Source organism: bacterium (assembly GCA_026129405.1).
Lineage (GTDB): Bacteria > Desulfobacterota > Binatia > DP-6 > DP-6 > JAHCID01.
The window spans coordinates 56,804-76,399 of record JAHCID010000011.1 but is presented as its reverse complement, the minus strand read 5'-3'; the positions used below and the strand labels follow the sequence as shown (position 1 = coordinate 76,399).

At 73.7% G+C, this 19,596-nt stretch carries 25 protein-coding genes; all 25 read left to right on the top strand.

Annotated features, from left to right (window positions below; all coding sequences use genetic code 11):
• The first annotated feature begins 67 nt into the window (after positions 1-67).
• On the top strand, positions 68-1,531 hold the full coding sequence (locus tag KIT14_24830; protein ID MCW5893752.1) for a flagellar hook-length control protein FliK: 1,464 nt from the start codon (positions 68-70) through the stop codon (positions 1,529-1,531).
• Positions 1,528-2,211 carry a hypothetical protein gene (locus tag KIT14_24825; protein ID MCW5893751.1) on the top strand — a complete coding sequence of 228 codons (684 nt, stop codon included), beginning with the start codon at positions 1,528-1,530 and terminating at the stop codon, positions 2,209-2,211. The genes KIT14_24830 and KIT14_24825 overlap by 4 nt, the downstream gene beginning before the upstream one ends.
• Before the next feature lie 18 nt (positions 2,212-2,229).
• A complete protein-coding gene (locus tag KIT14_24820; protein ID MCW5893750.1) occupies positions 2,230-3,477 on the top strand; it encodes a flagellar hook protein FlgE in 1,248 nt (415 codons plus the stop codon).
• A 179-nt stretch (positions 3,478-3,656) separates the two neighbouring features.
• Positions 3,657-4,217: a flagellar basal body-associated FliL family protein gene (locus KIT14_24815; GenBank protein MCW5893749.1), complete on the top strand. Its 561-nt coding sequence runs from the start codon at positions 3,657-3,659 to the stop codon at positions 4,215-4,217.
• An 8-nt stretch (positions 4,218-4,225) separates the two neighbouring features.
• Complete coding sequence (gene fliM / locus KIT14_24810; protein ID MCW5893748.1) at positions 4,226-5,209, top strand: flagellar motor switch protein FliM; 984 nt, start codon at positions 4,226-4,228, stop codon at positions 5,207-5,209.
• Positions 5,210-5,234: 25 nt separating this feature from the next.
• Entirely contained in the window at positions 5,235-5,540 is a 306-nt protein-coding gene (fliN, locus tag KIT14_24805) for a flagellar motor switch protein FliN (protein MCW5893747.1), read from the top strand.
• The gene (locus tag KIT14_24800) at positions 5,540-5,806 is read left to right on the top strand and encodes a flagellar biosynthetic protein FliO (protein ID MCW5893746.1); all 267 of its coding nucleotides are present in this window, start codon (positions 5,540-5,542) and stop codon (positions 5,804-5,806) included. Before fliN ends, KIT14_24800 begins: the two co-directional genes overlap by 1 nt.
• The gene (gene fliP / locus KIT14_24795; GenBank protein MCW5893745.1) at positions 5,803-6,480 is read left to right on the top strand and encodes a flagellar type III secretion system pore protein FliP; all 678 of its coding nucleotides are present in this window, start codon (positions 5,803-5,805) and stop codon (positions 6,478-6,480) included. Before KIT14_24800 ends, fliP begins: the two co-directional genes overlap by 4 nt.
• Before the next feature lie 12 nt (positions 6,481-6,492).
• Positions 6,493-6,762, top strand: coding sequence for a flagellar biosynthesis protein FliQ (fliQ, locus tag KIT14_24790; GenBank protein ID MCW5893744.1), 270 nt, complete (start codon positions 6,493-6,495; stop codon positions 6,760-6,762).
• A 10-nt stretch (positions 6,763-6,772) separates the two neighbouring features.
• Entirely contained in the window at positions 6,773-7,540 is a 768-nt protein-coding gene (gene fliR / locus KIT14_24785; protein MCW5893743.1) for a flagellar biosynthetic protein FliR, read from the top strand.
• Positions 7,533-8,609, top strand: coding sequence for an EscU/YscU/HrcU family type III secretion system export apparatus switch protein (locus tag KIT14_24780; protein ID MCW5893742.1), 1,077 nt, complete (start codon positions 7,533-7,535; stop codon positions 8,607-8,609). The genes fliR and KIT14_24780 overlap by 8 nt, the downstream gene beginning before the upstream one ends.
• Positions 8,610-8,612: 3 nt before the next feature.
• The gene (gene flhA, locus KIT14_24775) at positions 8,613-10,730 is read left to right on the top strand and encodes a flagellar biosynthesis protein FlhA (protein MCW5893741.1); all 2,118 of its coding nucleotides are present in this window, start codon (positions 8,613-8,615) and stop codon (positions 10,728-10,730) included.
• Entirely contained in the window at positions 10,727-11,746 is a 1,020-nt protein-coding gene (locus tag KIT14_24770; protein MCW5893740.1) for a hypothetical protein, read from the top strand. The genes flhA and KIT14_24770 overlap by 4 nt, the downstream gene beginning before the upstream one ends.
• Complete coding sequence (locus KIT14_24765) at positions 11,734-12,597, top strand: MinD/ParA family protein (protein ID MCW5893739.1); 864 nt, start codon at positions 11,734-11,736, stop codon at positions 12,595-12,597. The genes KIT14_24770 and KIT14_24765 overlap by 13 nt, the downstream gene beginning before the upstream one ends.
• Positions 12,598-12,599: 2 nt before the next feature.
• Positions 12,600-13,403, top strand: a complete 804-nt coding sequence (locus KIT14_24760) for a FliA/WhiG family RNA polymerase sigma factor (protein MCW5893738.1) — start codon at positions 12,600-12,602, stop codon at positions 13,401-13,403.
• Positions 13,403-13,582, top strand: coding sequence for a hypothetical protein (locus KIT14_24755; GenBank protein MCW5893737.1), 180 nt, complete (start codon positions 13,403-13,405; stop codon positions 13,580-13,582). The genes KIT14_24760 and KIT14_24755 overlap by 1 nt, the downstream gene beginning before the upstream one ends.
• Positions 13,583-13,613: 31 nt before the next feature.
• Positions 13,614-14,033, top strand: a complete 420-nt coding sequence (locus KIT14_24750; GenBank protein MCW5893736.1) for a hypothetical protein — start codon at positions 13,614-13,616, stop codon at positions 14,031-14,033.
• Between the two features lie 84 nt (positions 14,034-14,117).
• Positions 14,118-14,876 carry a flagellar hook-basal body protein gene (locus KIT14_24745; GenBank protein MCW5893735.1) on the top strand — a complete coding sequence of 253 codons (759 nt, stop codon included), beginning with the start codon at positions 14,118-14,120 and terminating at the stop codon, positions 14,874-14,876.
• On the top strand, positions 14,873-15,661 hold the full coding sequence (gene flgG, locus KIT14_24740) for a flagellar basal-body rod protein FlgG (protein MCW5893734.1): 789 nt from the start codon (positions 14,873-14,875) through the stop codon (positions 15,659-15,661). Before KIT14_24745 ends, flgG begins: the two co-directional genes overlap by 4 nt.
• A gap of 7 nt (positions 15,662-15,668) precedes the next feature.
• Positions 15,669-16,622, top strand: coding sequence for a flagellar basal body P-ring formation protein FlgA (gene flgA, locus KIT14_24735; protein ID MCW5893733.1), 954 nt, complete (start codon positions 15,669-15,671; stop codon positions 16,620-16,622).
• A gap of 2 nt (positions 16,623-16,624) precedes the next feature.
• On the top strand, positions 16,625-17,314 hold the full coding sequence (locus KIT14_24730; GenBank protein MCW5893732.1) for a flagellar basal body L-ring protein FlgH: 690 nt from the start codon (positions 16,625-16,627) through the stop codon (positions 17,312-17,314).
• Complete coding sequence (locus KIT14_24725) at positions 17,302-18,411, top strand: flagellar basal body P-ring protein FlgI (protein MCW5893731.1); 1,110 nt, start codon at positions 17,302-17,304, stop codon at positions 18,409-18,411. Before KIT14_24730 ends, KIT14_24725 begins: the two co-directional genes overlap by 13 nt.
• Positions 18,408-18,782, top strand: coding sequence for a rod-binding protein (locus KIT14_24720; GenBank protein ID MCW5893730.1), 375 nt, complete (start codon positions 18,408-18,410; stop codon positions 18,780-18,782). The genes KIT14_24725 and KIT14_24720 overlap by 4 nt, the downstream gene beginning before the upstream one ends.
• Positions 18,779-19,084 carry a flagellar biosynthesis anti-sigma factor FlgM gene (gene flgM / locus KIT14_24715; GenBank protein ID MCW5893729.1) on the top strand — a complete coding sequence of 102 codons (306 nt, stop codon included), beginning with the start codon at positions 18,779-18,781 and terminating at the stop codon, positions 19,082-19,084. The genes KIT14_24720 and flgM overlap by 4 nt, the downstream gene beginning before the upstream one ends.
• A 17-nt stretch (positions 19,085-19,101) precedes the next feature.
• Positions 19,102-19,596 carry a flagellar export chaperone FlgN gene (gene flgN, locus KIT14_24710; GenBank protein MCW5893728.1) on the top strand — a complete coding sequence of 165 codons (495 nt, stop codon included), beginning with the start codon at positions 19,102-19,104 and terminating at the stop codon, positions 19,594-19,596.

The following is a 19,596-nucleotide window of genomic DNA, read 5'->3' as shown; positions in this document are numbered from 1 at the left end:
GGCGCGGCCGTGACGCCCGTGGATGCTGGGCGACGCGGTGGCATCGCGGTTGCTCTTCCGCCCCGCGATGTCCGTCGTGCCCGTGTCCGCCGCTCCTGCCGCGTCCAGCCCCGCCTCCGTCGCCTCGGGGGTCGCGAGCGGCGTGACGGCGCTGCTCGGCGGCGTCGACTTCGGGGCGCTGCTCGCGCTGCTCGTCGGCGGCGGCGCTGGCGGCGGTCCGGCGCCGGACGGCGGCGCGGCCCAGGCGGCCGCCGGCGGCGACGAGGGACGTCCCGAGGCGGAGCGCGATCCCGCGACCGCGCTGGCGGCGGAGGTGCTGGTCGCGGCGGCGTCGGCGGTGCCCGCCGTCGCGAGTGCCCTGCTGCCGCGGCGGAGAGCACGCGGCCGCGGCGGGCGGGCCGGCCGCCGTCGTCCGGTGCCGCCGACGCCGGCGGCGCTGGCGGCGCCCGGCGCCGCGGCGCCGCTGCCGCCGGGCGCACCGCCGCCGCACGACACGACCGCAACGGCGGCGCCCGAGACGGAGGCCACGGCCCCCGGCATGCCGGCGTCGGACCTGCCCGCGGACGGCGGCGCAGCACCGCCGCCGCGTGCGATCCGCCGCCGCCGCCTGCGGCGCCCGCGGCGAGCGCGCCGGACGCTGCCGCCACGCCGGCGCCGGACGCCGCCGGTCCCGCCGCCGGCCGCGCCGGCGCCGCGGATCGCGCTCGCGCCGCGCGAGGCGGCGGCGAAGCCGTCGGGTGTCGTTCCGCCGCCGCCGGCCGCCGCCGCGCCTCGCCGCGACGGCGCCGGCGGCGGCGCCCGCGACCCCCGCAGAGGCCGAGGCGCGCCGCTGGAGCCGAACCCACCGGCGCCGGCCCGTGCGGCCACGGCGCCCGAGGTCGCGCTCGCGCGCCTCGAGCGGCGCCGCGTCGGGCGACGCCGGTGCGGATACGGACACCGCCGACGCGGGCGGCGGCGACGCCGGCCCGCGGCACGACGCCGCGCCGCTCGCGCCGGACGCCCCGCCGATGAGCCACGGCCCGCCGCCGCGCGCCACGACGCGGCGCCGCCGCCGCCGCGTGAGACGAGCGCGACCCACGCGACGGCGCGCGGCGCGGCGCCGCCGGCGCCGCCGCGCGACGTCGAGCAGCTCGTGCGTCTGGCCGAGCTGGGCCGCGTGCGCGTGTCCGACGGCGGCGAGATGCGGCTCGAGGTGAACCACGACGCCCTCGGTCGCGTCGAGCTGCACGTGCGCGTGCAGCAGGACGCCGTGCACGCCACGCTGCGGACCAACGGCGACCCCGCGCGCGACGCGCTGGTGGCGCAGCGGCCGCAGCTCGAAGCCGCGCTCGGCCGCCAGAACCTGCGGCTCGAGGGCTTCACCGTCGATCTCGGACAGGGACACGGCAACCAGCCCGGCCAGGGGCAGGCCGACGCGCGTCCCGCGCCGCCGGCGCCCGCCGCCGCCCGACCCACCACCGCCGCGACGAGTCCGCTCGTCGCGCCCGAACCCGTGGTTCCGCCGACCGGAGCCCTGAGCCTTCGCGCATGACGGATCCCCTCGGCGCAGCCGGCAGCAGCGCGGCCACCCAGGCCGGCTACCTGCCCGCCAACCAGGTCGTCGACAAGCAGGAGTTCCTCCTGCTGTTCATCGAACAGCTGAAGAACCAGGACCCGCTCGCGCCGATGGAGCCCAACGAGCTCACCGCGCAGCTGGCGCAGTTCTCGACCGTGGAGCAGCTGACGGCGGTGAACGACAAGCTCACCGGGCTCGCCGACACCACGCAGAAGCAGGTCACCGCGGCGATGCTGTCGATGCTCGGCAAGGACGTGGAGTTCGAGGGCGATCAGGTCCAGCTGAGCGACGGCAAGGCGACCGACCTCCACTACACGATCGGCAGGGACGTCGCGGCCATGGCGGCGACGATCCGCAACGCGCAGGGCACGATCGTGCGCGTCATCGACCTCGGCGCGAAGGCCGCGGGGTCGTACACCTTCACCTGGGACGGCAAGGCCACGAACGGCGCGGCGCTGCCGAACGGCAAGTACACGGTCGACGTGGCCGCGCAGATCAAGAAGGGCGACGAGCCGCTCGGCGTGATCACGCTGGCGCGCGGCGCGGTCGAGGGCGTCGACCTCTCGTCCAACCCACCGACCCTCACCATCGCCGGGCAGTCGATCCCCTACGACGCAGTGACCAAGGTGCGGTCGCCGGCGAACGACGACGCCTGACGAAACGACGGAGGAACGATGGCGATTTTCGGAGCACTCTCGAGCGGCCGCTCGGGCCTGATCGTGAACGGCGCGGCGCTGTCCGTGATCGGCAACAACATCGCGAACGTGGGCACGGTGGGCTTCAAGGGCAGCCGGACCGAGTTCGCGGATCTGATCTCGGCGGAGGCCGGCGGGCAGGTCGGCAAGATCGGCCTCGGCGCGCGCATCGGCGCGGTGCGCACGCTCTTCGAGCAGGGCGCGATCGAGGCGACCGGGCGCTCGCTCGACCTGGCGATCGAGGGCCAGGGCTTCTTCGTCCTGCGTGAGGGACAGGCGCAGATCTTCACCCGCGCCGGCAACTTCCAGAAGAACGCCGACGGCACGATCACGAACAGCCTCGGGCACGTGCTCCAGGGTACGCCGGTCGACGCCACCGGGCGCCCGATCGGCGGCCTCCAGGACGTCAACGTCTCGGGCCTGCAGTCGCAGGCGAACCCGACGTCGCTCGTGAACCTGAGCGGCAATCTCGACTCGACGACGAGCGCGAGCACGTTCGACGGCACGAGCTTCACGACGGCGTTCAACACCAGCAGCTACTCGACGTCGATCCAGGTGTTCGACTCGCTCGGCAGCCCGCACGACATGACCGTCTTCTTCACCAAGACCGGCGCGAACTCGTGGCAGGTGAACCTGGCCGTCGACGCCGGCGACACCGGCGGCACCGCCGGCAACATCCAGTTGATCAACGGCGCCGGCGGCACGATCACCTTCAACACCGACGGCACCGTCAACACGACGGGCAGCCTCACGGGCAACGTGACCTTCTCCGGCGCGGCGGCGCAGTCGATCGCGGTGGATCTCGACGACTTCACCCAGGTCGCCGGTCCCTCGGGCCTGAACGCCGTCCGCCAGGACGGCTTCGGCGCCGGCGGCCTCGTCAGCCTGACCGTGAACTCCGTCGGCGTCCTGTCGGCCACCTTCGACAACGGTCAGACGCGCCCGCTCTTCCAGCTGGCGGTCGCCTCCTTCCGCAATCCCGAGGGTCTGATCCCCGCCGGCAACCAGCTCTTCCGCGCCTCGATCGACTCGGGCCCGCCCGCGGTGGCCACCGCCCAGTCGCAGGGCAACGGCTCGGTGCTGGCGTCGGCGCTGGAGCAGTCGAACGTGCAGATCGCGCAGGAGTTCATCGACCTGATCAGCACGCAGCGCGCCTTCCAGGCGAACGCGCGCGTCATCACGGCGAGCGATCAGCTGCTCGGCGACCTCATCAACATCGTCCGGTAGACCCTGCCGCATCGGCCGAATCTGCCGCCCGCCCCGGTCAGGGATCCGGCCCGAGGCCGGGCGGCAGGTCGGTTTCTTGACGCGCGCGCCGTGCCCCACCCGGCACGGATGGCCGTCCCTGCTTGGCACCGCCGTTGCTGGAGCCCTCCGGCGGCCCGTCCGGGCTGCGAGGAGGGGCGATGGCGGAGGAGGCACACGCGGAGCGCGCCGACGGCGGCGCCGAAGCGGCGGGTGGCGGCGGCAGGAAGAAGCTGGTCGTCCTCGTCGCCGCGGTGCTCCTGCTGCTCGGCGGCGGTGGCGGGGTCGCGTGGAAGCTCGGGTTCCTCGGCGCCAAGGCGAAGCACGCGGAGGCCAAGGACCTCGGGGCGGAGCCGGCCAACGCCGCCGCGGGCGGCGAGCACGGCGGCGCCGCGGCAAGCGGCGCGGCGGGCGCCGGCATGGGGGCGCTCGTGCCGCTCGACCCCTTCATCGCCAACCTGAGCGACGAGGACGGGCGCCGCTACCTGAAGGCGACGCTGTCGGTCGAGTTCTTCCGGCCGGCGGCGCCGCCCGAGTTCACGCAGCGGCTGCCGCAGGTGCGCGACCTCATGCTGACGCTCTTCTCGAGCAAGACCTTCGCCGAGGTGCGCACGCCGCAGGGCAAGGCGGTGCTGCGCGACGAGATCGTCACCCGGCTCAACCACGCGCTGCGCACCGACGCCGTGAAGGCCGTCTACTTCACCGAGTTCATCGTCCAGTAGCGGGTTCCGTGAGCGACATCCTTTCGCAGGACGAAGTCGACGCGCTGCTGAAGGCCGTCGGCGACGGCGCCGTCGCAGGGGCGGCTCCCGAGACCGCCGAGGACGGCCTCGGCGGCGTCCGCACGCTCGACCTCACGAACCAGGAGCGCAGCCTGCGGGGCCGCCTGCCGGGGCTCGAGGTGGTGCTCGGACGTCTCGTGCGGGACCTCCGCGGCTCGCTCGCGCCGTTCTTCGGGCAGGTGCCGAACGTCACCGTGGGGACGGTGGAGCTGCGCAAGTTCGGCGGCTACATGCAGCGCCTCCAGCAGCCCGTCGGCCTCCAGTTCTGGAAGCTGGCGCCGCTGCGCGGGCAGGGCATGCTGGTGCTGCGTCCGACGCTGGTCGCGTCGGTGATGCAGGTGCTCTTCGGCGGCGTCCCCGGGCGCAACCCGGTGCCGGCGGCACGCGAGTTCTCGTCGATCGAGCAGCGCGTCCTCGCGCGCCTCGGCGGCCGCGTCCTCGCCGACCTGCGCGAGGCCTGGCGGCCGATCGCGCCGCTCGAGTGCACGCTGCTGCGCACGGAGACGAACCCGCTGTTCGCGACCATCGCCGCGCCGCACGAGCTCGTCCTGCACGTCGAGCTCCAGATCGTCATCGAAGGCAGCGACGACGTGACGCTGGCGTTCTGCATTCCGAACGGCGCGCTCGATCCGATCCGGCAGGCGCTCGCCCGCCTCCAGGATCCGGACATGGCCGACGAGGCCGCGGACACCAGCTGGGCGGCGCGCCTCCAGGCCGTGCTCGGCGACGCCCCCGTGGAGCTCAGCGCCGAGCTGGGGACGACGGCGATGCGTATGGCCGAGGTGCTCGCGCTGAAGGTGGGCGACGTCGTGCAGCTGCCGACGGGACGCGAGGGCCCGGTGCTCGTGCGCGTCGCCGGGCGGCCGCACTTCCACGGCGCGCCGGGGGTGTCGGCGAGCAACAACGCGGTGCGGGTCACCGCGCGGCTCTGAGCCGACGACGAGGGACGGAGGGGACATGACGGAGGACGTGGGCGCGGGGGCGATCGGCGGGGGCGAGGCGCCCGGCAACTTCGACCTGCTGCTCGACATCCCGCTCGAGGTGACGGCGGAGATCGGCCGCACGACGCTGCCGCTGCGCGAGCTGCTGCAGCTGACGCCGGGCGCCGTCGTCGAGCTGGCGAAGCTCGCGGGCGAGCCGCTCGACGTGCTCGTCAACGGCAAGCTGATCGCCCGCGGCGAGGCGGTGCTCGTGAACGACAAGTTCGGCGTGCGCCTGACGGACATCGTGAGCCCGCGCGAGCGCCTCGAAGGGCTGAAGTGATGTCGGAGACCGTCGTCGCCCTCGTCGGCGGCGTGCTCGCGCTCGTGGGCCTCGTGCTCGCGTGGCGCCAGCGCCGCGCCGCCGCCGCCCCCGACGCGATCCGGCTCGTCAGCAGCCGCTATCTCGGCGGCAAGCGCTACCTCACCATCGTCGAGGTCGACGGGGAGCGCCTGCTGCTCGGCGTGACCGGCGACCGCGTCGGGCTGGTCACCAAGCTCGGCGGGGCGCGCCGCGACGACGACCTGGAGGACGGCGAGCCGGCATGACGCCGCTCCTGCCCCAGGTGAGCCTCCAGATCGGAGGCGGCGACGGCGCCGTCGCGACGCCGCTCCAGATCGTCGCGCTGCTGACGCTGCTGTCGCTGGCGCCGGCGATCCTCGTCACCCTCACGGGCTTCGTCCGCATCGTGATCGTGCTCTCGTTCCTGCGCCAGGCGGTGGGCACGCAGAGCATGCCGCCGAACCAGGTCCTGGTCTCGCTGGCGCTCTTCCTCACCGGCTTCGTGATGATGCCGACGCTCCTCCAGATCCACGCCGAGGCGATGGTGCCGTACCAGGAGGAGCGCATCGACGGGAAGGAAGCCGTCGAACGCGCCTGGACGCCGCTGCGCGAGTTCATGCTGCGCCAGACGCGCGAGAAGGATCTGGCGCTGTTCGTCGGCGCCACGGGAGGCGCGCGGCCCGAAGGCCCGGCCGACGTGCCGCCGCAGGTGCTGATGCCCGCGTTCCTCATCTCGGAGCTGAAGACCGCGTTCCAGATGGGCTTCCTCGTCTACGTGCCGTTTCTGATCCTCGACATGGTGGTCGCCTCGGTCCTCACCTCGATGGGCATGATGATGCTGCCGCCGGTCCTCATCTCGCTGCCGTTCAAGCTCATGCTGTTCGTCCTCGTGGACGGGTGGAACGTCCTCACGGGCTCCCTCGTCCAGAGCTTCCGCTGAGGAGATCGCCGGATGGGAGTCGAATCCGTCATCGGCATCGGCCACGGTGCCGTCGAGATCACGCTGGCCCTCGCGGGGCCGGTGCTGCTCTTCGGCCTGGTCGCCGGGCTCGCGGTCAGCGTCTTCCAGGCGATGACGCAGATCAACGAGATCACGCTCACCTTCATCCCGAAGATCGTCGCGACCGGGCTCGCGCTGGCGCTCTTCGGGCCCTGGATGCTGACGAGGCTGGTCTCGTACACGACGACGCTCTTCGAGAGCCTGCCCACCTTCGTGCGCTGAGCGGAGCCGCGTGCCGATCCCCGATCCCACGCCGTACGTCCTCGTGCTGGCGCGCATCGCCGGGCTGGTGATGGCGGCGCCGCTGCTCGGGCATCTGCTCGTGCCGCGGCGCGCGCGCGTCGGCCTCGCCATGGTGCTGGCGCTGGCGCTCGCGCCGTCGGTCGCGGGCGCGATGACGCCGGCGAGCTCGATCGCCGAGCTGGCGGGCCGGGCGGCGATCGAGACGGTGATCGGGGTCACGATCGGCTTCGTCGCGCAGCTCGTGTTCGCGGGCGTGCAGCTCGGCGGCCAGATGGCGGGCATCGAGATCGGCTTCGGGCTCGCGAACCTCGTCGACCCGCAGTCGAACGCGCAGTCGACGGTCATCGCGGAATGGGAGCAGCTGCTGGCGCTGCTCGCCTTCCTGGCGCTCGACGCCCACCACCTGCTCGTCGCCGCCCTGGTGGAGAGCTTCCGCATCGCGCCCATCGCGCATGGGACCATCGACCGCGAGGTGCTGTTCGCGGTGCCGTCGCAGGCGGCGCAGGTGTTCGCGATCGGGCTGCGCATCGCGGCGCCGGTGCTGATCGTGCTGCTGCTCGCGAACGCCACGCTCGGCGTGCTGCAGCGCACGATCCCCCAGCTGAACGTCTTCGTGGTCGGCTTCCCGGTGAACGTCGGCGTCGGCCTCATGGTGCTCGGCGCCTCGCTGCCGTTCACCTTCCGCTTCCTCGCCGAGCGCTTCGCGGCCCTTGGGCCGACGATCGGCGGGCTCCTGCGGGGGTTCGCCGGTGGCTGACAGCGCCGATCGCACCGAAGAAGCGACACCAAAACGTCGCGAGGAAGCGCGCAAGCACGGCCAGGTCGTCCTCTCGCCGGAGATCGCGCCCGTGGTGGTGATGCTCTTCGCGCTGACGATCGCCACCATCGGCGCTCCGCTGCTGACGGCGCGGATGGGCGAGGTGATGCGCGCCTGGCTCGCGGCGGTGGGGCCGCTCGGCGGCTCGGACGACCCGGTGATGCCGCTCGCCTGGCGCTCGGCGCTCGACCTGGGCGCGTTGCTCGGGCCGTTCTTCGTGCTCGTCGGCGTGGCGGGCGTGAGCGCCGTGGTGGCGCAGGTGGGATTCCAGCCGCGCGCCGAGCTGCTCCTGCCGAAGCCGGAGCGGATCAGCCCGACCCAGGGCTGGAAGCGCGTCTTCTCGATGCAGGGCGCCGCCAACATGGTGAAGGCGGTCGTCAAGATCACCGTCGTCCTGCTCGTCGCCTACCGCGTGCTGCGCACGATCGGGGAGGCGGCGGTGGCGACGCCGGGGATGCCGCTCCAGGACATCCTGGCGCTCACCGGTGACGGCCTCCGGCGCCTCTTCCTGGTGATGATCTTCCCGCTCACGGCCCTCGGGCTCGCGGACTGGTTCTGGCAGCGCTTCCAGCACGAGCGCTCGCTCAAGATGAGCCGCCAGGAGGTGAAGCAGGAGCACAAAGAGTCGGAAGGCGATCCGCAGATCCGCGGCCGCTTCCGCCGCGCGCACCGCGAGATGGCGAAGCGGCGCATGCTCGCCGACGTCGCCACCGCGGACGTCGTGCTGACGAACCCGACGCACGTGGCCGTGGCGCTCCGCTACCGGCCGACCGAGGGCGCGGCGCCGATCGTGATCGCCAAGGGGGCGGACGAGCTCTGCGAGCGCATCAAGTCGGCCGCGCGCACGGCCGGCGTGCCGATCGTCGAGCGCCGGGCGCTCGCCCGAGCGCTCTTCCGCAGCGTCCGGATCGGCGGCGAGGTGCCGCCGGCGCTCTACAAGGCGGTCGCCGAGATCCTCGCCTACATCTACTCGCTGCGCGGCGCGCCGGCCCTCGGGGGAGGGCGCTAGCCGATGGCCGACTCCGCCGTCGCCGCCGCACCGCGCCCGGTCGCCGGGGCCGCCACCGGCGAGCTCGCGATCCCGCTCGCGCTCGTCGGCGTCGTCATCATCATGGTGCTGCCGCTCCCGTCGGCGCTGATCGACCTGCTGCTGGCGATCTCGATCGCGCTCTCGCTCGTCATCCTGATGGTCGGGATGTACACGCAGAACGCGCTCGAGTTCTCGACCTTCCCCTCGGTGCTGCTGGTCGTGACGCTGTTCCGGCTGGCGCTGAACGTCGCCTCGACGCGCCTCATCCTCCTGCACGGCCACGAGGGCACGGCCGCCGCCGGCCACGTGATCCAGGCCTTCGGCAGCTTCGTCGTCGGCGGCAGCTACGCCGTCGGCCTCGTCATCTTCCTGATCCTCGTCATCATCAACTTCGCGGTGATCACGAAGGGCGCCGGCCGCATCGCCGAGGTGGCGGCGCGCTTCACCCTCGACGCGATGCCCGGCAAGCAGCTCGCCATCGACGCCGAGCTGAACAGCGGCCTCACCACCGAGAAGGAGGCCCGCGCGCGCCGCAAGGCGATCGAGGAGGAGGCAGACTTCTACGGCGCGATGGACGGTGCGTCGAAGTTCGTCCGCGGCGACGCCGTCGCCGGCCTCGTCATCACGGCGATCAACATCGTCGGCGGCTTCTTCATCGGCATCGTCCAGCAGGGCATGAACTGGCAGGACGCGGCGCAGACCTACACCATCCTGACCATCGGCGACGGGCTCGTCTCGCAGCTGCCGGCGCTGCTCATCTCGACCGCGGCCGGCATCATCGTCACGCGCGCGACCTCGGGCAGCGATCTCGGCACCGAGGTCGCCGGCCAGCTCCTGACGAGCCCGCGCGTCCTGTGGATCGTCTCGGGCATCCTCGGCGCCTTCGCGATCGTGCCGGGGCTGCCGTTCCTGCCGTTCATCCTGCTCGCCGGGGCCGCCGGCGGGCTGGCGGCGAACGGCGGCCTGGCGCGCCCGAAGCCGCCCGAGGAGGCGGCCGCCGCCGGGACGGCGGGGGTGCCGGCGACGAAGGGGCGCGAGGAGCGCACCGAGGGCCTCCTGCCGCTCGACCTCATGGAGCTGGAGGTCGGCTTCGAGCTGGTGACCCTCGTCGACGGCAAGCTCGGCAACGGCGAAGCCGCGCCGGGCGGCGACCTCGTCGAGCGCATCCGCGCCCTGCGGCGCCAGCTCGCGCTCGAGATGGGCTTCATCGTCCCGCCGATCCACATCCGCGACAACCTCCAGATCAAGCCGCACGCGTACTCGATCCTGCTGAAGGGCGTCGAGATCGCGCACGGCGAGATCCGCACGGGCTGCCACCTCGCCATCAACCCGGGGACGGCGTCGGCGGCGGTGCCGGGCGTGCCCACGCGCGAGCCGGCGTTCGGCCTCGACGCGCTGTGGGTGGCGGCGGCGGATCGCGAGCGCGCGCAGCTCGCCGGCTACACGGTGGTCGACCCGGGGACGGTCGTCATCACGCACCTCACCGAGGTGATCCGCCGGCACGCGCACGAGCTGCTCGGACGGCAGGAGGTGCAGGTGCTCCTCGACCAGCTCGCGAAGTCGCGGCCGAAGGTGGTCGAGGAGCTGGTGCCGCAGGTGCTGTCCGTGGGCGGCGTGCAGCGCGTCCTCCAGAACCTCCTGCGCGAGGGCGTCTCGGTGCGCGACCTCGCGACCATCCTGGAGACGCTCGCCGACGTGGCGCCGCGCACGAAGGACCCCGACGTCCTCACCGAGCACGTCCGCCAGGCCCTCGGCCGCGCCATCACGCAGCGCCTCGTCGGCGCCGACGGCTCGCTCGCGCTGATGACGCTGGCGGGGGCGATCGAGCGCGCCCTCATCGACGCCCTCCAGCGCAGCGAGGACGGCACCACGCTCGCGCCCGATCCGACGCTGGCCCAGAAGGTCGTCGTCAAGCTGGGGGAGTGGGGCGAGCGCTTCTCGGCGCAGCACCTCTCGCCCGTCCTGCTCTGCGCGGCGACGCTGCGGCCGCATCTGCGCCGCCTGCTCGAGCGCTACCTGCCGCAGCTCGTCGTCCTCTCGCCGCCGGAGATCGCGCCCAACGTCCGCGTGCGCTCGCTCGGCACGGTGACCCTCGAATGAGAATCCGACGCTTCACCGCTCCCACCATGGCCGAGGCGTTGCGCCTCGTGAAGGCGGCGCTCGGCGCCGACGCCGTGCTGCTCGAAACCCACACCGGCGCCGACGGCGTCAGCGTGAGCGCCGCCGTCGACGACGACCCCGGCGTGCTGCCCGGCCTCACGCCGGGCGGCGGCGACGCCGAGCTGCTCGGCGAGGTGCGCGCGCTCATGGCGCTCGTGCGCGAGCTGGCCTTGCCCGCGGGCGACGACGACGAGGCGCGCGCGCTGCTGTGCCGGATCGTCGGCCAGGGGGTGGAGCGCGAGCTCGCCGCGGCGCTCGTCGCCGCGGCGCGCCGCCGCGCCGCGAACGGGGAGCCGCTCGCCGACGCGCTCGTGCGTGCGCTCCCCGAGCCGCCGGCGATCGACGAGCGCGTGCAGGTCGTCTTCGGGCCGCCGGGCGAGGGCAAGACGACGACGCTCGTCCAGCTCGCGGCGCGCGCGCGATGCGAGGGCCGGCGCGTCTGCCTCGTCGGTGCGGACGCGGTGCGCCTCGGCGCGGCGGCGGAGCTTTCTGCCTACGGGCGGGTGCTGGACGTGCCGGTCGTGCGCGCCGCCACGCCCGACGCCGTGGCGGCCGCCGTCGCCGCGGCCGACGCCGACGTCGTCCTGGTCGACACCCCGGGCGCGGCGCCGGGTCAGAAGGACGAACTCGCCGAGTTGGCCGCGCTGGCGGCGCGGCGGGCGGAACGCCTGCCGGCTTCTGGTCGCGAAAGCGCGACGAACGCCGCCGCCGCGGTGGAAAAGCGCCTGGGGCGCGTTCGCGCCGCTCAGCCCGGCGGCCGCCGTTCTGACCAGATGCGACGCGGCCTCCGGCGCTCCCTCGGTCGCGGCGCTGTGGCGGGCCGGGGTGCCGATCGCGCTGCTGGCGCACGGACGGCGCATGGCGGGCGACCTGCGGCCCGCGACCCCGGCGCGCCTGGCACGGTGCCTGCTCACGGCTGCCGCGGGGGAGGTCGCCTGACGGCATGGACGAGGTGATGGTGGAGACGGCGCCGATCGGGGCCGCAGCGGGTGCGCTCGCGCCGTTGCGCGTCGTCGCGGTGGCCAGCGGCAAGGGCGGCGTGGGCAAGACCAGCGTGGCGGCAAATCTTGCCGTGGCGCTGGCGCGCCGCGGGCTGCGGACCTGGCTGCTGGACGCGGATCTCGGGCTGGCGAACCTCGACGTCGTGCTCGGCGTCAGCCCGACGCGGAGCCTGCTGCACGTGCTGCGCGACGAGGCGCGCCTGGACGACGTGATCGTGGAGGGGCCGGGCGGCGTGCGCCTGATCCCGGCCGCGAGCGGCGTCGCCGAGCTGACGACGCTGTCGACGGCGCAGCAGCGCGCGCTGCTCGACGAGCTCGACGGCCTCGACGGCGCGGTCGACGCGCTGCTCGTCGACGTCGCCGCCGGCGTGTCGCCGAGCGTGCTGTGGTTCGCCGCGGCGGCCGCCGAGACGCTCGTCGTGCTGACGCCCGAGCCGACGGCGCTCACCGACGCGTACGCGCTCGTGAAGCTGCTCGCGCTGCGCCACGGCCGGCGCGACTTCCTCGTGCTGGTGAACATGGCGGCGAGCGTCGCCGACGCGGAGGCCGCGTTCCGCCGTCTCGCGCAGGTGACCGACCGCTTCCTGCGCGTGCGGCTCGAGTACCTCGGCTTCGTGCCGTTCGACGACGCGGTCGCGCGCGCGGTGCGTCGCCAGCAGCCGTGCGTCCTGACGGCGCCGGGCTCGCCTGCGAGCCAGGCGATCGCGCGCCTGGCCCAGCGCCTGGCGGCGCGTCCCCCTGCGCAACCGACGGGCGGGGTCCAGTTCTTCTTCCGGCGTCTGCTCGCCGAGGCGGGGAAGGAATGATCATGGCCGATACCGGCTACGGCGAGCTCGTTCGTGGCCGGCGCGCCGGCAAGGCGCGCGGGCAGGCGTACGAAGCGCTCCAGGGCAACCGCGAGGAGATCCTGCGCCGCTACATGCCGCTCGTGCGGCGCGTGGTGCAGCGGCTCGCGGTCCGCAAGCCGCCGCACATCGACCTCGACGATCTCGTCTCGTGGGGCATCGTCGGGCTGCTCGACGCGATCGGCAAGTACGATCCGAAGAAGGAAGCGCTCTTCTCGACGTACGCGCAGTTCCGCATCCGCGGCGCGATCCTCGACCACCTGCGCTCGCTCGACTGGGTGCCGCGCAGCGTGCGCCAGAAGGCGGCGCTGATCGAGAAGGTGTCGCACGAGCTCGAGGGCCGGCTCGGGCGTCCGCCGGTCGAGGACGAGATCGCCGCCGAGCTCGGCATGAAGCTGCCGGCGTATCAGGAGCTCCTGACGAAGGTGGGCGAGATGAGCCTGTTCAGCCTCGAGGATCTCGGCTTCGGCTCCGGCGAGGAGCGCTTCAACGTCGAGCGCAGCTTCGAGGAGCAGGACGTCGATCCGCTCGGCACGCTCTTGTCGCAGGAGCGCGTCCACCTCGTCGCCGACGCGATCGCGCGCCTGCCCGAGCGCGAGAAGCTGGTGATCTCGCTCTACTACCACGACGAGCTGACCATGAAGGAGGTCGGCGCGGTGCTCGGGCTGACCGAGTCGCGCGTCTCGCAGCTCCATTCCCAGGCGACGCTGCGGCTGAAGAGCCATCTGCGCACCAGCCTCGCCCCGGAGGACGCGGAGGACTCGTGATGGACGCCGGCGCGGTGCAGGGGCTTCGCGAGCGGGACCCGCGCCGGACGGCGCGCGACCGCCACCCGCGCCCCGGCCGTCCCGGCACGCCGCCGCCGTCCGATCCCGGTCCCGACGCCGATCCGGCGGTCATCCCCGCCGATCCGGCGCCCCGCTCCCGGCTCGACGTCATCGCCTGATCCCGCGCATCCGCACCCCAAGGAGGAACCCATGGAGACCGTCCTGCTCGTCACGACGATCGTCGATTGCCTCGCCGTCATGGCGCTCGCGTGGTTCGTCACGCGCAGCGGGCGCGATCGCGAGGCCGCTTCGGCGGACCAGCGCGACGTCCTCGCGCGGCTCCAGGGCGAGCTCGCGCATCTCCTCGGCGAGGCCGAGGCGCGCGCGCGCACGCTGGAGGAGACGCTGGCCGCGCGCGAGCGCAGCCTGCGCGGCCTGCTCCGCGAGATCGGACGCGCCGAGGCCGACGGCTCGCTCGCCGCGCGCGCGGGCCGTCCGGCGCCGGAGGGGCGTCCGCTCGTGCGGCCCTTCGCGGACGTGGTCGACGAGACCGACGCCGGGCCGGATCCGGCCGAGGTGCGGCTGCGCCGCGAGCTGGAGCTCAGCCTGGGCAGAGGTCGCCTGGCGTAGGCAGGTCCTGCCGTGCGCCGTGCCCCGCCCGCGCGGGGCCCGGCGCGTGGCATCGGCCTTGCATTTTCCGCCTGACGGACGCGCATGAACCGCGGACTCTACACTCTGGCCTCCGGCGGCCTCGCGATGGAGCGGCAGCTCGACGCGGTGGCCAACAACGTCGCGAACGCGAACACGCCCGGCTACAAGGCCGAGCGCTTCGTCTTCGAGTCGTCGCCGCTCCTCAACGGGCCGCTGCCGCCGGTCGACGATCCCGTCCTGCTCGAGCTGATCCCGCAGGTGGTCGAGAGCCTCCAGCGGCGCGACTTCTCGCCCGGGCCGATCACCACGACCGGCAATCCGCTCGACGTCGCGATCGGCAACCCGACGGCGTTCTTCGCCGTCTCCACGCCGCGCGGCGAGCGCTACACCCGTCAGGGCACCTTCGCCCTCGACGCCGAGGGCTTCCTCGTCGCCGGCAACGGCCAGCGCGTGCAGGGCGAGGGCGGCGACATCCGGATCGACCAGCGCGAGGGCGCGCTCGACATCGCCGACGACGGCACGCTGTGGGTCGACCAGGTGCGCATCGACCGGCTGCGCCTCGTCGACTTCGGTCCGAGCCCGCGGCTCGTCCCCGAGGGCGCGGAGACCTTCGCGCCGGTGCCCGGCGTCTTCGGCTCCGAGCTCCAGGCCGAAGCGGTGTCGCTCACGCAGGGCGCGCTCGAGCGCTCGAACGTCGACCCGGTGAAGGGCGTCACGCAGCTGGTCGAGATCGCCCGCGGCTACGAATCCTACATGCGCGCCATCACGCGGCTCGACGAGATCGCGCGCCGTACCATCGACGAGGTCGGGAGGGTCGGATGATCCGTGCGCTGTACAGCGCCGCGACGGGCATGCAGGCGCAGGCCCTCGCGGTGGACGTCATCGCCAACAACCTGGCGAACGTGAACACGACCGGCTTCAAGCGCAGCCGTGCCGACTTCGAGGACCTGCTGTACCAGACGCTGCGGGCTCCCGGGGCGCCGACGACCAACAACACGCAGTCGCCGACCGGCATCCAGGTCGGCCTCGGCACCAAGCCCGCCGCCGTGCAGCGCATCTTCACGCAGGGCGACTACACCCAGACCGGCGCGCCGCTCGACGTCGCCATCGAGGGGCAGGGCCTGTTCCAGGTGACGATGCCCGACGGCAGCCAGGCGTTCACCCGCGCCGGCTCGTGGAAGCTCGACAACCAGTCGCGCATCGTCACCTCGGAGGGCATGCCGATGGAGCCGGGCATCACCATCCCCGACGGCAGCAAGGACGTCACCATCGGCCAGGACGGCATCGTCACCGCCATCCTGCCCGGCGCCACGGCGCCGACGCAGCTGGGCCAGATGCAGCTCGCGCGCTTCACCAATCCGCCGGGCCTCAACGCCATCGGCAAGAACCTCTTCACCGAGACGGACAGCTCGGGGCCGCCGAGCCTCGGGAACCCCGGCGAGGAGAACCGCGGCACGCTGCTCCAGGGGTTCCTCGAGAACTCCAACGTCAGCATCGTCGAGGAGCTGATCGGGCTCATCACGAGCCAGCGCGCCTACGAGGTCAACTCGAAGGCGATCACGACCGCCGACGAGATGCTGCGGGTGACGAACCAGATCGTGGCGTGAGGCGGGCATGACGCGGGTGTGGGGGATCCTGGGATCGATCCTGGGGCTGCTGCTCGGTGCGGCGGCGGCGGCGGAGAGCGGCCGCATCGTCGTTCCGGGCGAGGTCGTCGTGTCGGCGGATCCGATCCGCGTGCGCGACGTCGCCGCGCTCGAGGGCGCCGCGGAGGCGCTCGGCGACGTCGTCCTCGGGCCGGCGCCCGGCGCGGGCGAGTCGCGCACGTTCGACGGGCTGCGTCTCCTCGACACCCTGAAGCGGGGCGGGCTCGACCCGGCCCGCGTCACCTACACGCTGCCGCCGCTGCTGCGCGTGCGCCGCGCGACCCAGGACGTGCCGCCCGCGGAGCTGCGGGCGCTGGTCGAGACGCACCTCGCGAAGGAGCTCGGGCCGGGCGCTGCCGACGTCACCGTGCGCTCGGTCGAGACGACGGGTCCGGTGCTGGTGCCGTCCGGGCCGTGGAGCGCGACCGTCACGGCGCCGGCGGGCGCGCCGCTCGTCGGCCGCGTGCGCTTCGGCGTCGACTTCCGTCAGGACGACCGCCTCGTGCGCACCGTCTGGGTGACGGCGGACATCGCGCGCCCGGCCGACGTCGTGGTCGCCACCCGCGCCGTCGGCCGCGGCGAGGTGCTGACCGAGAAGGACGTCACCGTCGAGCGGCTCGATCTGTCGGACCTGCCGCGCGGCATCGTCACCGATCCGGCCGAGCTGGTGGGGCTCACCGTCCGCCAGCCGCTCGTGCCCTGGACGCCGGTGCGCCGCGAGCAGGTGGGCACCAACGCCCTCGTGCGGCGCGGCGACGCGGTCATGATCGTCGCCGCGCAGGGTGCGCTGCGCATCACCACGCCCGGCGAGGTGCGCGCGGACGCGGGACGCGGCGAGTCGGTTCCGGTCCTGAACCGCCTCAGCGGCAAGAAGATCGTCGGCCGCGTCGTCGACGCGCGCACCGTGCAGGTGGAGTTCTAGGCGTGCGGCGCCGTCGCCTCCTCCTCGTCGCCCTGGCGGCGCTCGTCGTCAGCGGCTGCTACGCCAACCGGCCGGCGCTCCAGCCGCTGCCGGCACGCATCGGCCCGCAGCCGTCGCCGCCGCCCGCCAACGGCTCGCTCTGGCATCCCGAGCTGCCGCAGAACTACGCCGTCTTCGACGTGCGCGCGCGCTTCCCCGGCGACCTCCTCACCATCGTCGTCTCGGAGGCGTCCAAGGGCCGCAAGAACGCCACCACCGACGGCAAGGCCGACTCGTCGATCTCGGCGAGCGTGCAGGACTTCTTCGGGCTGCCGGTGTCGGCGCTGAAGCTGCTGCCGAGCGGCTACGACCCCGAAGCCGTCGTGACCGCGCAGACCAAGCGCTCGCACGACGCCGCCGGCACGACGACGCGCGAGGGCACGCTCACCGCGAGCGTGACCGTCACCGTGGTGCAGGTCGACGACGCCGGCAACCTGCACGTGCAGGGCGACAAGATCGTCACCATCAACAGCGAGGACCAGCACATCGTGCTGACCGGCGTCGTCCGCCCCGAGGACATCCTCCCCGACAACACGATCCTCTCGAGCCGCGTCGCCGACGCGCGCATCAGCTACTACGGCTACGGCTCGGTGGGCGACAAGCAGGGCACGCCCCTCGGGCATCGGCTGTTCGACTGGCTATGGCCGTTCTGACGAGACTCGCCGTCGTGCTCGCCGCGTGGACGCTGGCGTGCGCCAGCGCCCATGCCGCGCGCATCAAGGACATCGCCGCCGTCGAAGGCATGCGCGGCAACCAGCTCTCGGGCTACGGCCTCGTCGTCGGCCTGAACGGCACCGGCGACAGCCAGCAGGCGATCTTCACGCCGCAGTCGATCATCAACATGCTGCGCCGCAAGGGCATCACGCTGACGGTGAACCCGCGGCAGCTGCAGGTGAAGAACGTCGCCGCGGTGATGGTGACCGCGACGCTGCAGGCGTTCGCGAGGCAGGGCACGCGGCTGCCGGCGCAGGTGTCGTCGCTGGGCGACGCGAAGAGCCTGCAGGGCGGCACGCTCGTGCAGACGCCGCTCTTCGGCGCCGACGGCCAGGTGTACGCGGTCGCGCAGGGTGCGGTGTCGCTCGGCGGCGGCTTCTCGGCGCGCGGCCCGGGCGCGAGCGCACAGAGCGGCCATCCCACGGCGGCCTGGCTCACGCAGGGGGCGATCGTCGAGAAGGAGGTGCCGTCGAGCCTCGGCGCCGGCGGCGTCGTGACGATCGCCCTGCATCAGCCCGACTTCACCACCGCCGAGCGCGTCGTCCTGGCGGTGAATCGCGAGCTCGGCCGCGTGGCGCACGTCGTCGACGCGGGGACGATCGCCATCGGCCTGCGCAGCAACGACCCCGAGGCCGCGATCGAGGCGGTGACCCGCGTCGAGCGGCTCGAGGTGAGCCCCGACGTCGCCGCCCGCGTGGTCCTGAACGAGCGCACGGGCACGGTCATCATCGGCAACGACGTGCGCGTGCGCCCGGTCGCGATCGCCCACGGCAGCCTCCAGGTGACGGTGCAGACCGACTACGGCGTCTCGCAGCCGGCGCCGTTCTCGGGCGGCGTGACGACGATCGTCCCCGAGACCGAGATCCAGGTGAAGGAGGGCGACAAGCGCAACCTCCACTATCTGAAGAACGGCGTCAGCCTCGGGCAGATCGTCTCCGGCCTGAACGCGCTCGGCGTGACACCGCAGGACCTGATCGCGATCCTCCAGGCGATCAAGCAGGCGGGCGCCCTCGAGGCCGAGCTGGAGATCATGTGATCGATCCGACGGGGATGGGCGCGGTCGGGCGCCTCGAGGCCCTCCTCGGCCCGGGCCAGGGCGGTACCGGCCGGGCGCGCGACGCGCAGGCCGCGGCGCGCGAGCTGGGCACCGTGTTCCTCACCCAGCTGATCGGCGCCCTGCGCAAGACCGTCCCCGACGCCGGGCTCTTCCCCCGCTCGGAGGCCCGCACCGTCTTCGAGGGGGCGTTCGACCGCACGATGGCGGAGGTCCTCGGGGAGGGCGACCCCTTCGGGCTGGTCAAGGCGATGGCGCCGCCGGGGGCCGGGCTAAAGGTTTCCGGACCCTCCGCCGATAGCTCTGGTGGGCAACCTCTGCCGACGAGCGCGGAGGAAGGGCCGGAGCCATGAAGGTAAGCGATCGAAAGGCCATTCGGAATCCGGAGGTTGGCGGCCCCCAGGGGGTCGCCGACGGGGTACGCGGCGGGCGCGCGGAGGGTGTCGAAAACCCGACCGGCGACTCGGTGGAGGTCTCGCCCGCGGCGCGGGCGCTGGCCCGCCTGGTCGAGGGCGGAGAGATCGACGCCGCGCCGGTCCGCCCCGAGAAGGTGGAGCCGCTGAAGGCCGCCGTCGCCGGCGGCACCTACCGGGTCGACGCCGAGGCCACCGCGCGCGCCTTCCTGCGCGAGGTGCTGGGAGACCTCGTCCGCTGAGCGGACGGAGGGCCGGGATGGAGCGGGCCGACGACCTCGAGCAGCTGTGCGCGGTCCTCGACGAGGAGACGCGCGTGTGCGCGGCGCTGTCCGCGGTGCTGCGTGAGGAGCAGGTCGCCGTGGTGCGGCTCCAGGCCGACCGCATCGTCGACTGCCTCGGGCGGCGCGAGGCCCTGCAGCGGACCCTCGGCGACCTCGCCGCGTCGCGCCGCTCGCTCGTGCGGACGGCGAGCGCGCGCCGCGGCGGCGAGACGCTCCAGGCCATCGAGCTGCTGCCGCTGCTGCCGCCGGCGCCGCGCGACCGCCTGCGCGGCGGGCTGCGCCGCCTGCGCGGGGCGCTCCTCGAGACGAGCGGCCTCGAGCGCCAGAACGCCCACCTCGCCGGCCAGAGCCTCGCGGGCGTCGACGAGCTGATCGCGGCGCTGCGCGCCCAGATGCCCGGCACCACCTACGGCGCCGACGCGACGCTGACGTCGCCGCCCGCGCCCGACACGCTGCACCGGACGGCCTGA

What these genes read in the sequence shown, in the direction of transcription:
- KIT14_24755 (MCW5893737.1), top strand. Translation starts at nt 13,403, where the DNA reads ATGGACGCCGGCGCGGTGCAGGGGCTTCGCGAGCGGGACCCGCGCCGG.
- flgA (MCW5893733.1), top strand. Translation starts at nt 15,669, where the DNA reads ATGACGCGGGTGTGGGGGATCCTGGGATCGATCCTGGGGCTGCTGCTC.
- flgM (MCW5893729.1), top strand. Translation starts at nt 18,779, where the DNA reads ATGAAGGTAAGCGATCGAAAGGCCATTCGGAATCCGGAGGTTGGCGGC.
- KIT14_24825 (MCW5893751.1), top strand. Translation starts at nt 1,528, where the DNA reads ATGACGGATCCCCTCGGCGCAGCCGGCAGCAGCGCGGCCACCCAGGCC.
- fliQ (MCW5893744.1), top strand. Translation starts at nt 6,493, where the DNA reads ATGGGAGTCGAATCCGTCATCGGCATCGGCCACGGTGCCGTCGAGATC.
- KIT14_24820 (MCW5893750.1), top strand. Translation starts at nt 2,230, where the DNA reads ATGGCGATTTTCGGAGCACTCTCGAGCGGCCGCTCGGGCCTGATCGTG.
- KIT14_24815 (MCW5893749.1), top strand. Translation starts at nt 3,657, where the DNA reads ATGGCGGAGGAGGCACACGCGGAGCGCGCCGACGGCGGCGCCGAAGCG.
- KIT14_24750 (MCW5893736.1), top strand. Translation starts at nt 13,614, where the DNA reads ATGGAGACCGTCCTGCTCGTCACGACGATCGTCGATTGCCTCGCCGTC.
- flgG (MCW5893734.1), top strand. Translation starts at nt 14,873, where the DNA reads ATGATCCGTGCGCTGTACAGCGCCGCGACGGGCATGCAGGCGCAGGCC.
- fliP (MCW5893745.1), top strand. Translation starts at nt 5,803, where the DNA reads ATGACGCCGCTCCTGCCCCAGGTGAGCCTCCAGATCGGAGGCGGCGAC.
- flgN (MCW5893728.1), top strand. Translation starts at nt 19,102, where the DNA reads ATGGAGCGGGCCGACGACCTCGAGCAGCTGTGCGCGGTCCTCGACGAG.
- KIT14_24725 (MCW5893731.1), top strand. Translation starts at nt 17,302, where the DNA reads ATGGCCGTTCTGACGAGACTCGCCGTCGTGCTCGCCGCGTGGACGCTG.
- fliN (MCW5893747.1), top strand. Translation starts at nt 5,235, where the DNA reads ATGACGGAGGACGTGGGCGCGGGGGCGATCGGCGGGGGCGAGGCGCCC.
- KIT14_24830 (MCW5893752.1), top strand. Translation starts at nt 68, where the DNA reads ATGTCCGTCGTGCCCGTGTCCGCCGCTCCTGCCGCGTCCAGCCCCGCC.
- KIT14_24745 (MCW5893735.1), top strand. Translation starts at nt 14,118, where the DNA reads ATGAACCGCGGACTCTACACTCTGGCCTCCGGCGGCCTCGCGATGGAG.
- KIT14_24760 (MCW5893738.1), top strand. Translation starts at nt 12,600, where the DNA reads ATGGCCGATACCGGCTACGGCGAGCTCGTTCGTGGCCGGCGCGCCGGC.
- KIT14_24770 (MCW5893740.1), top strand. Translation starts at nt 10,727, where the DNA reads ATGAGAATCCGACGCTTCACCGCTCCCACCATGGCCGAGGCGTTGCGC.
- KIT14_24765 (MCW5893739.1), top strand. Translation starts at nt 11,734, where the DNA reads ATGGACGAGGTGATGGTGGAGACGGCGCCGATCGGGGCCGCAGCGGGT.
- flhA (MCW5893741.1), top strand. Translation starts at nt 8,613, where the DNA reads ATGGCCGACTCCGCCGTCGCCGCCGCACCGCGCCCGGTCGCCGGGGCC.
- KIT14_24800 (MCW5893746.1), top strand. Translation starts at nt 5,540, where the DNA reads ATGTCGGAGACCGTCGTCGCCCTCGTCGGCGGCGTGCTCGCGCTCGTG.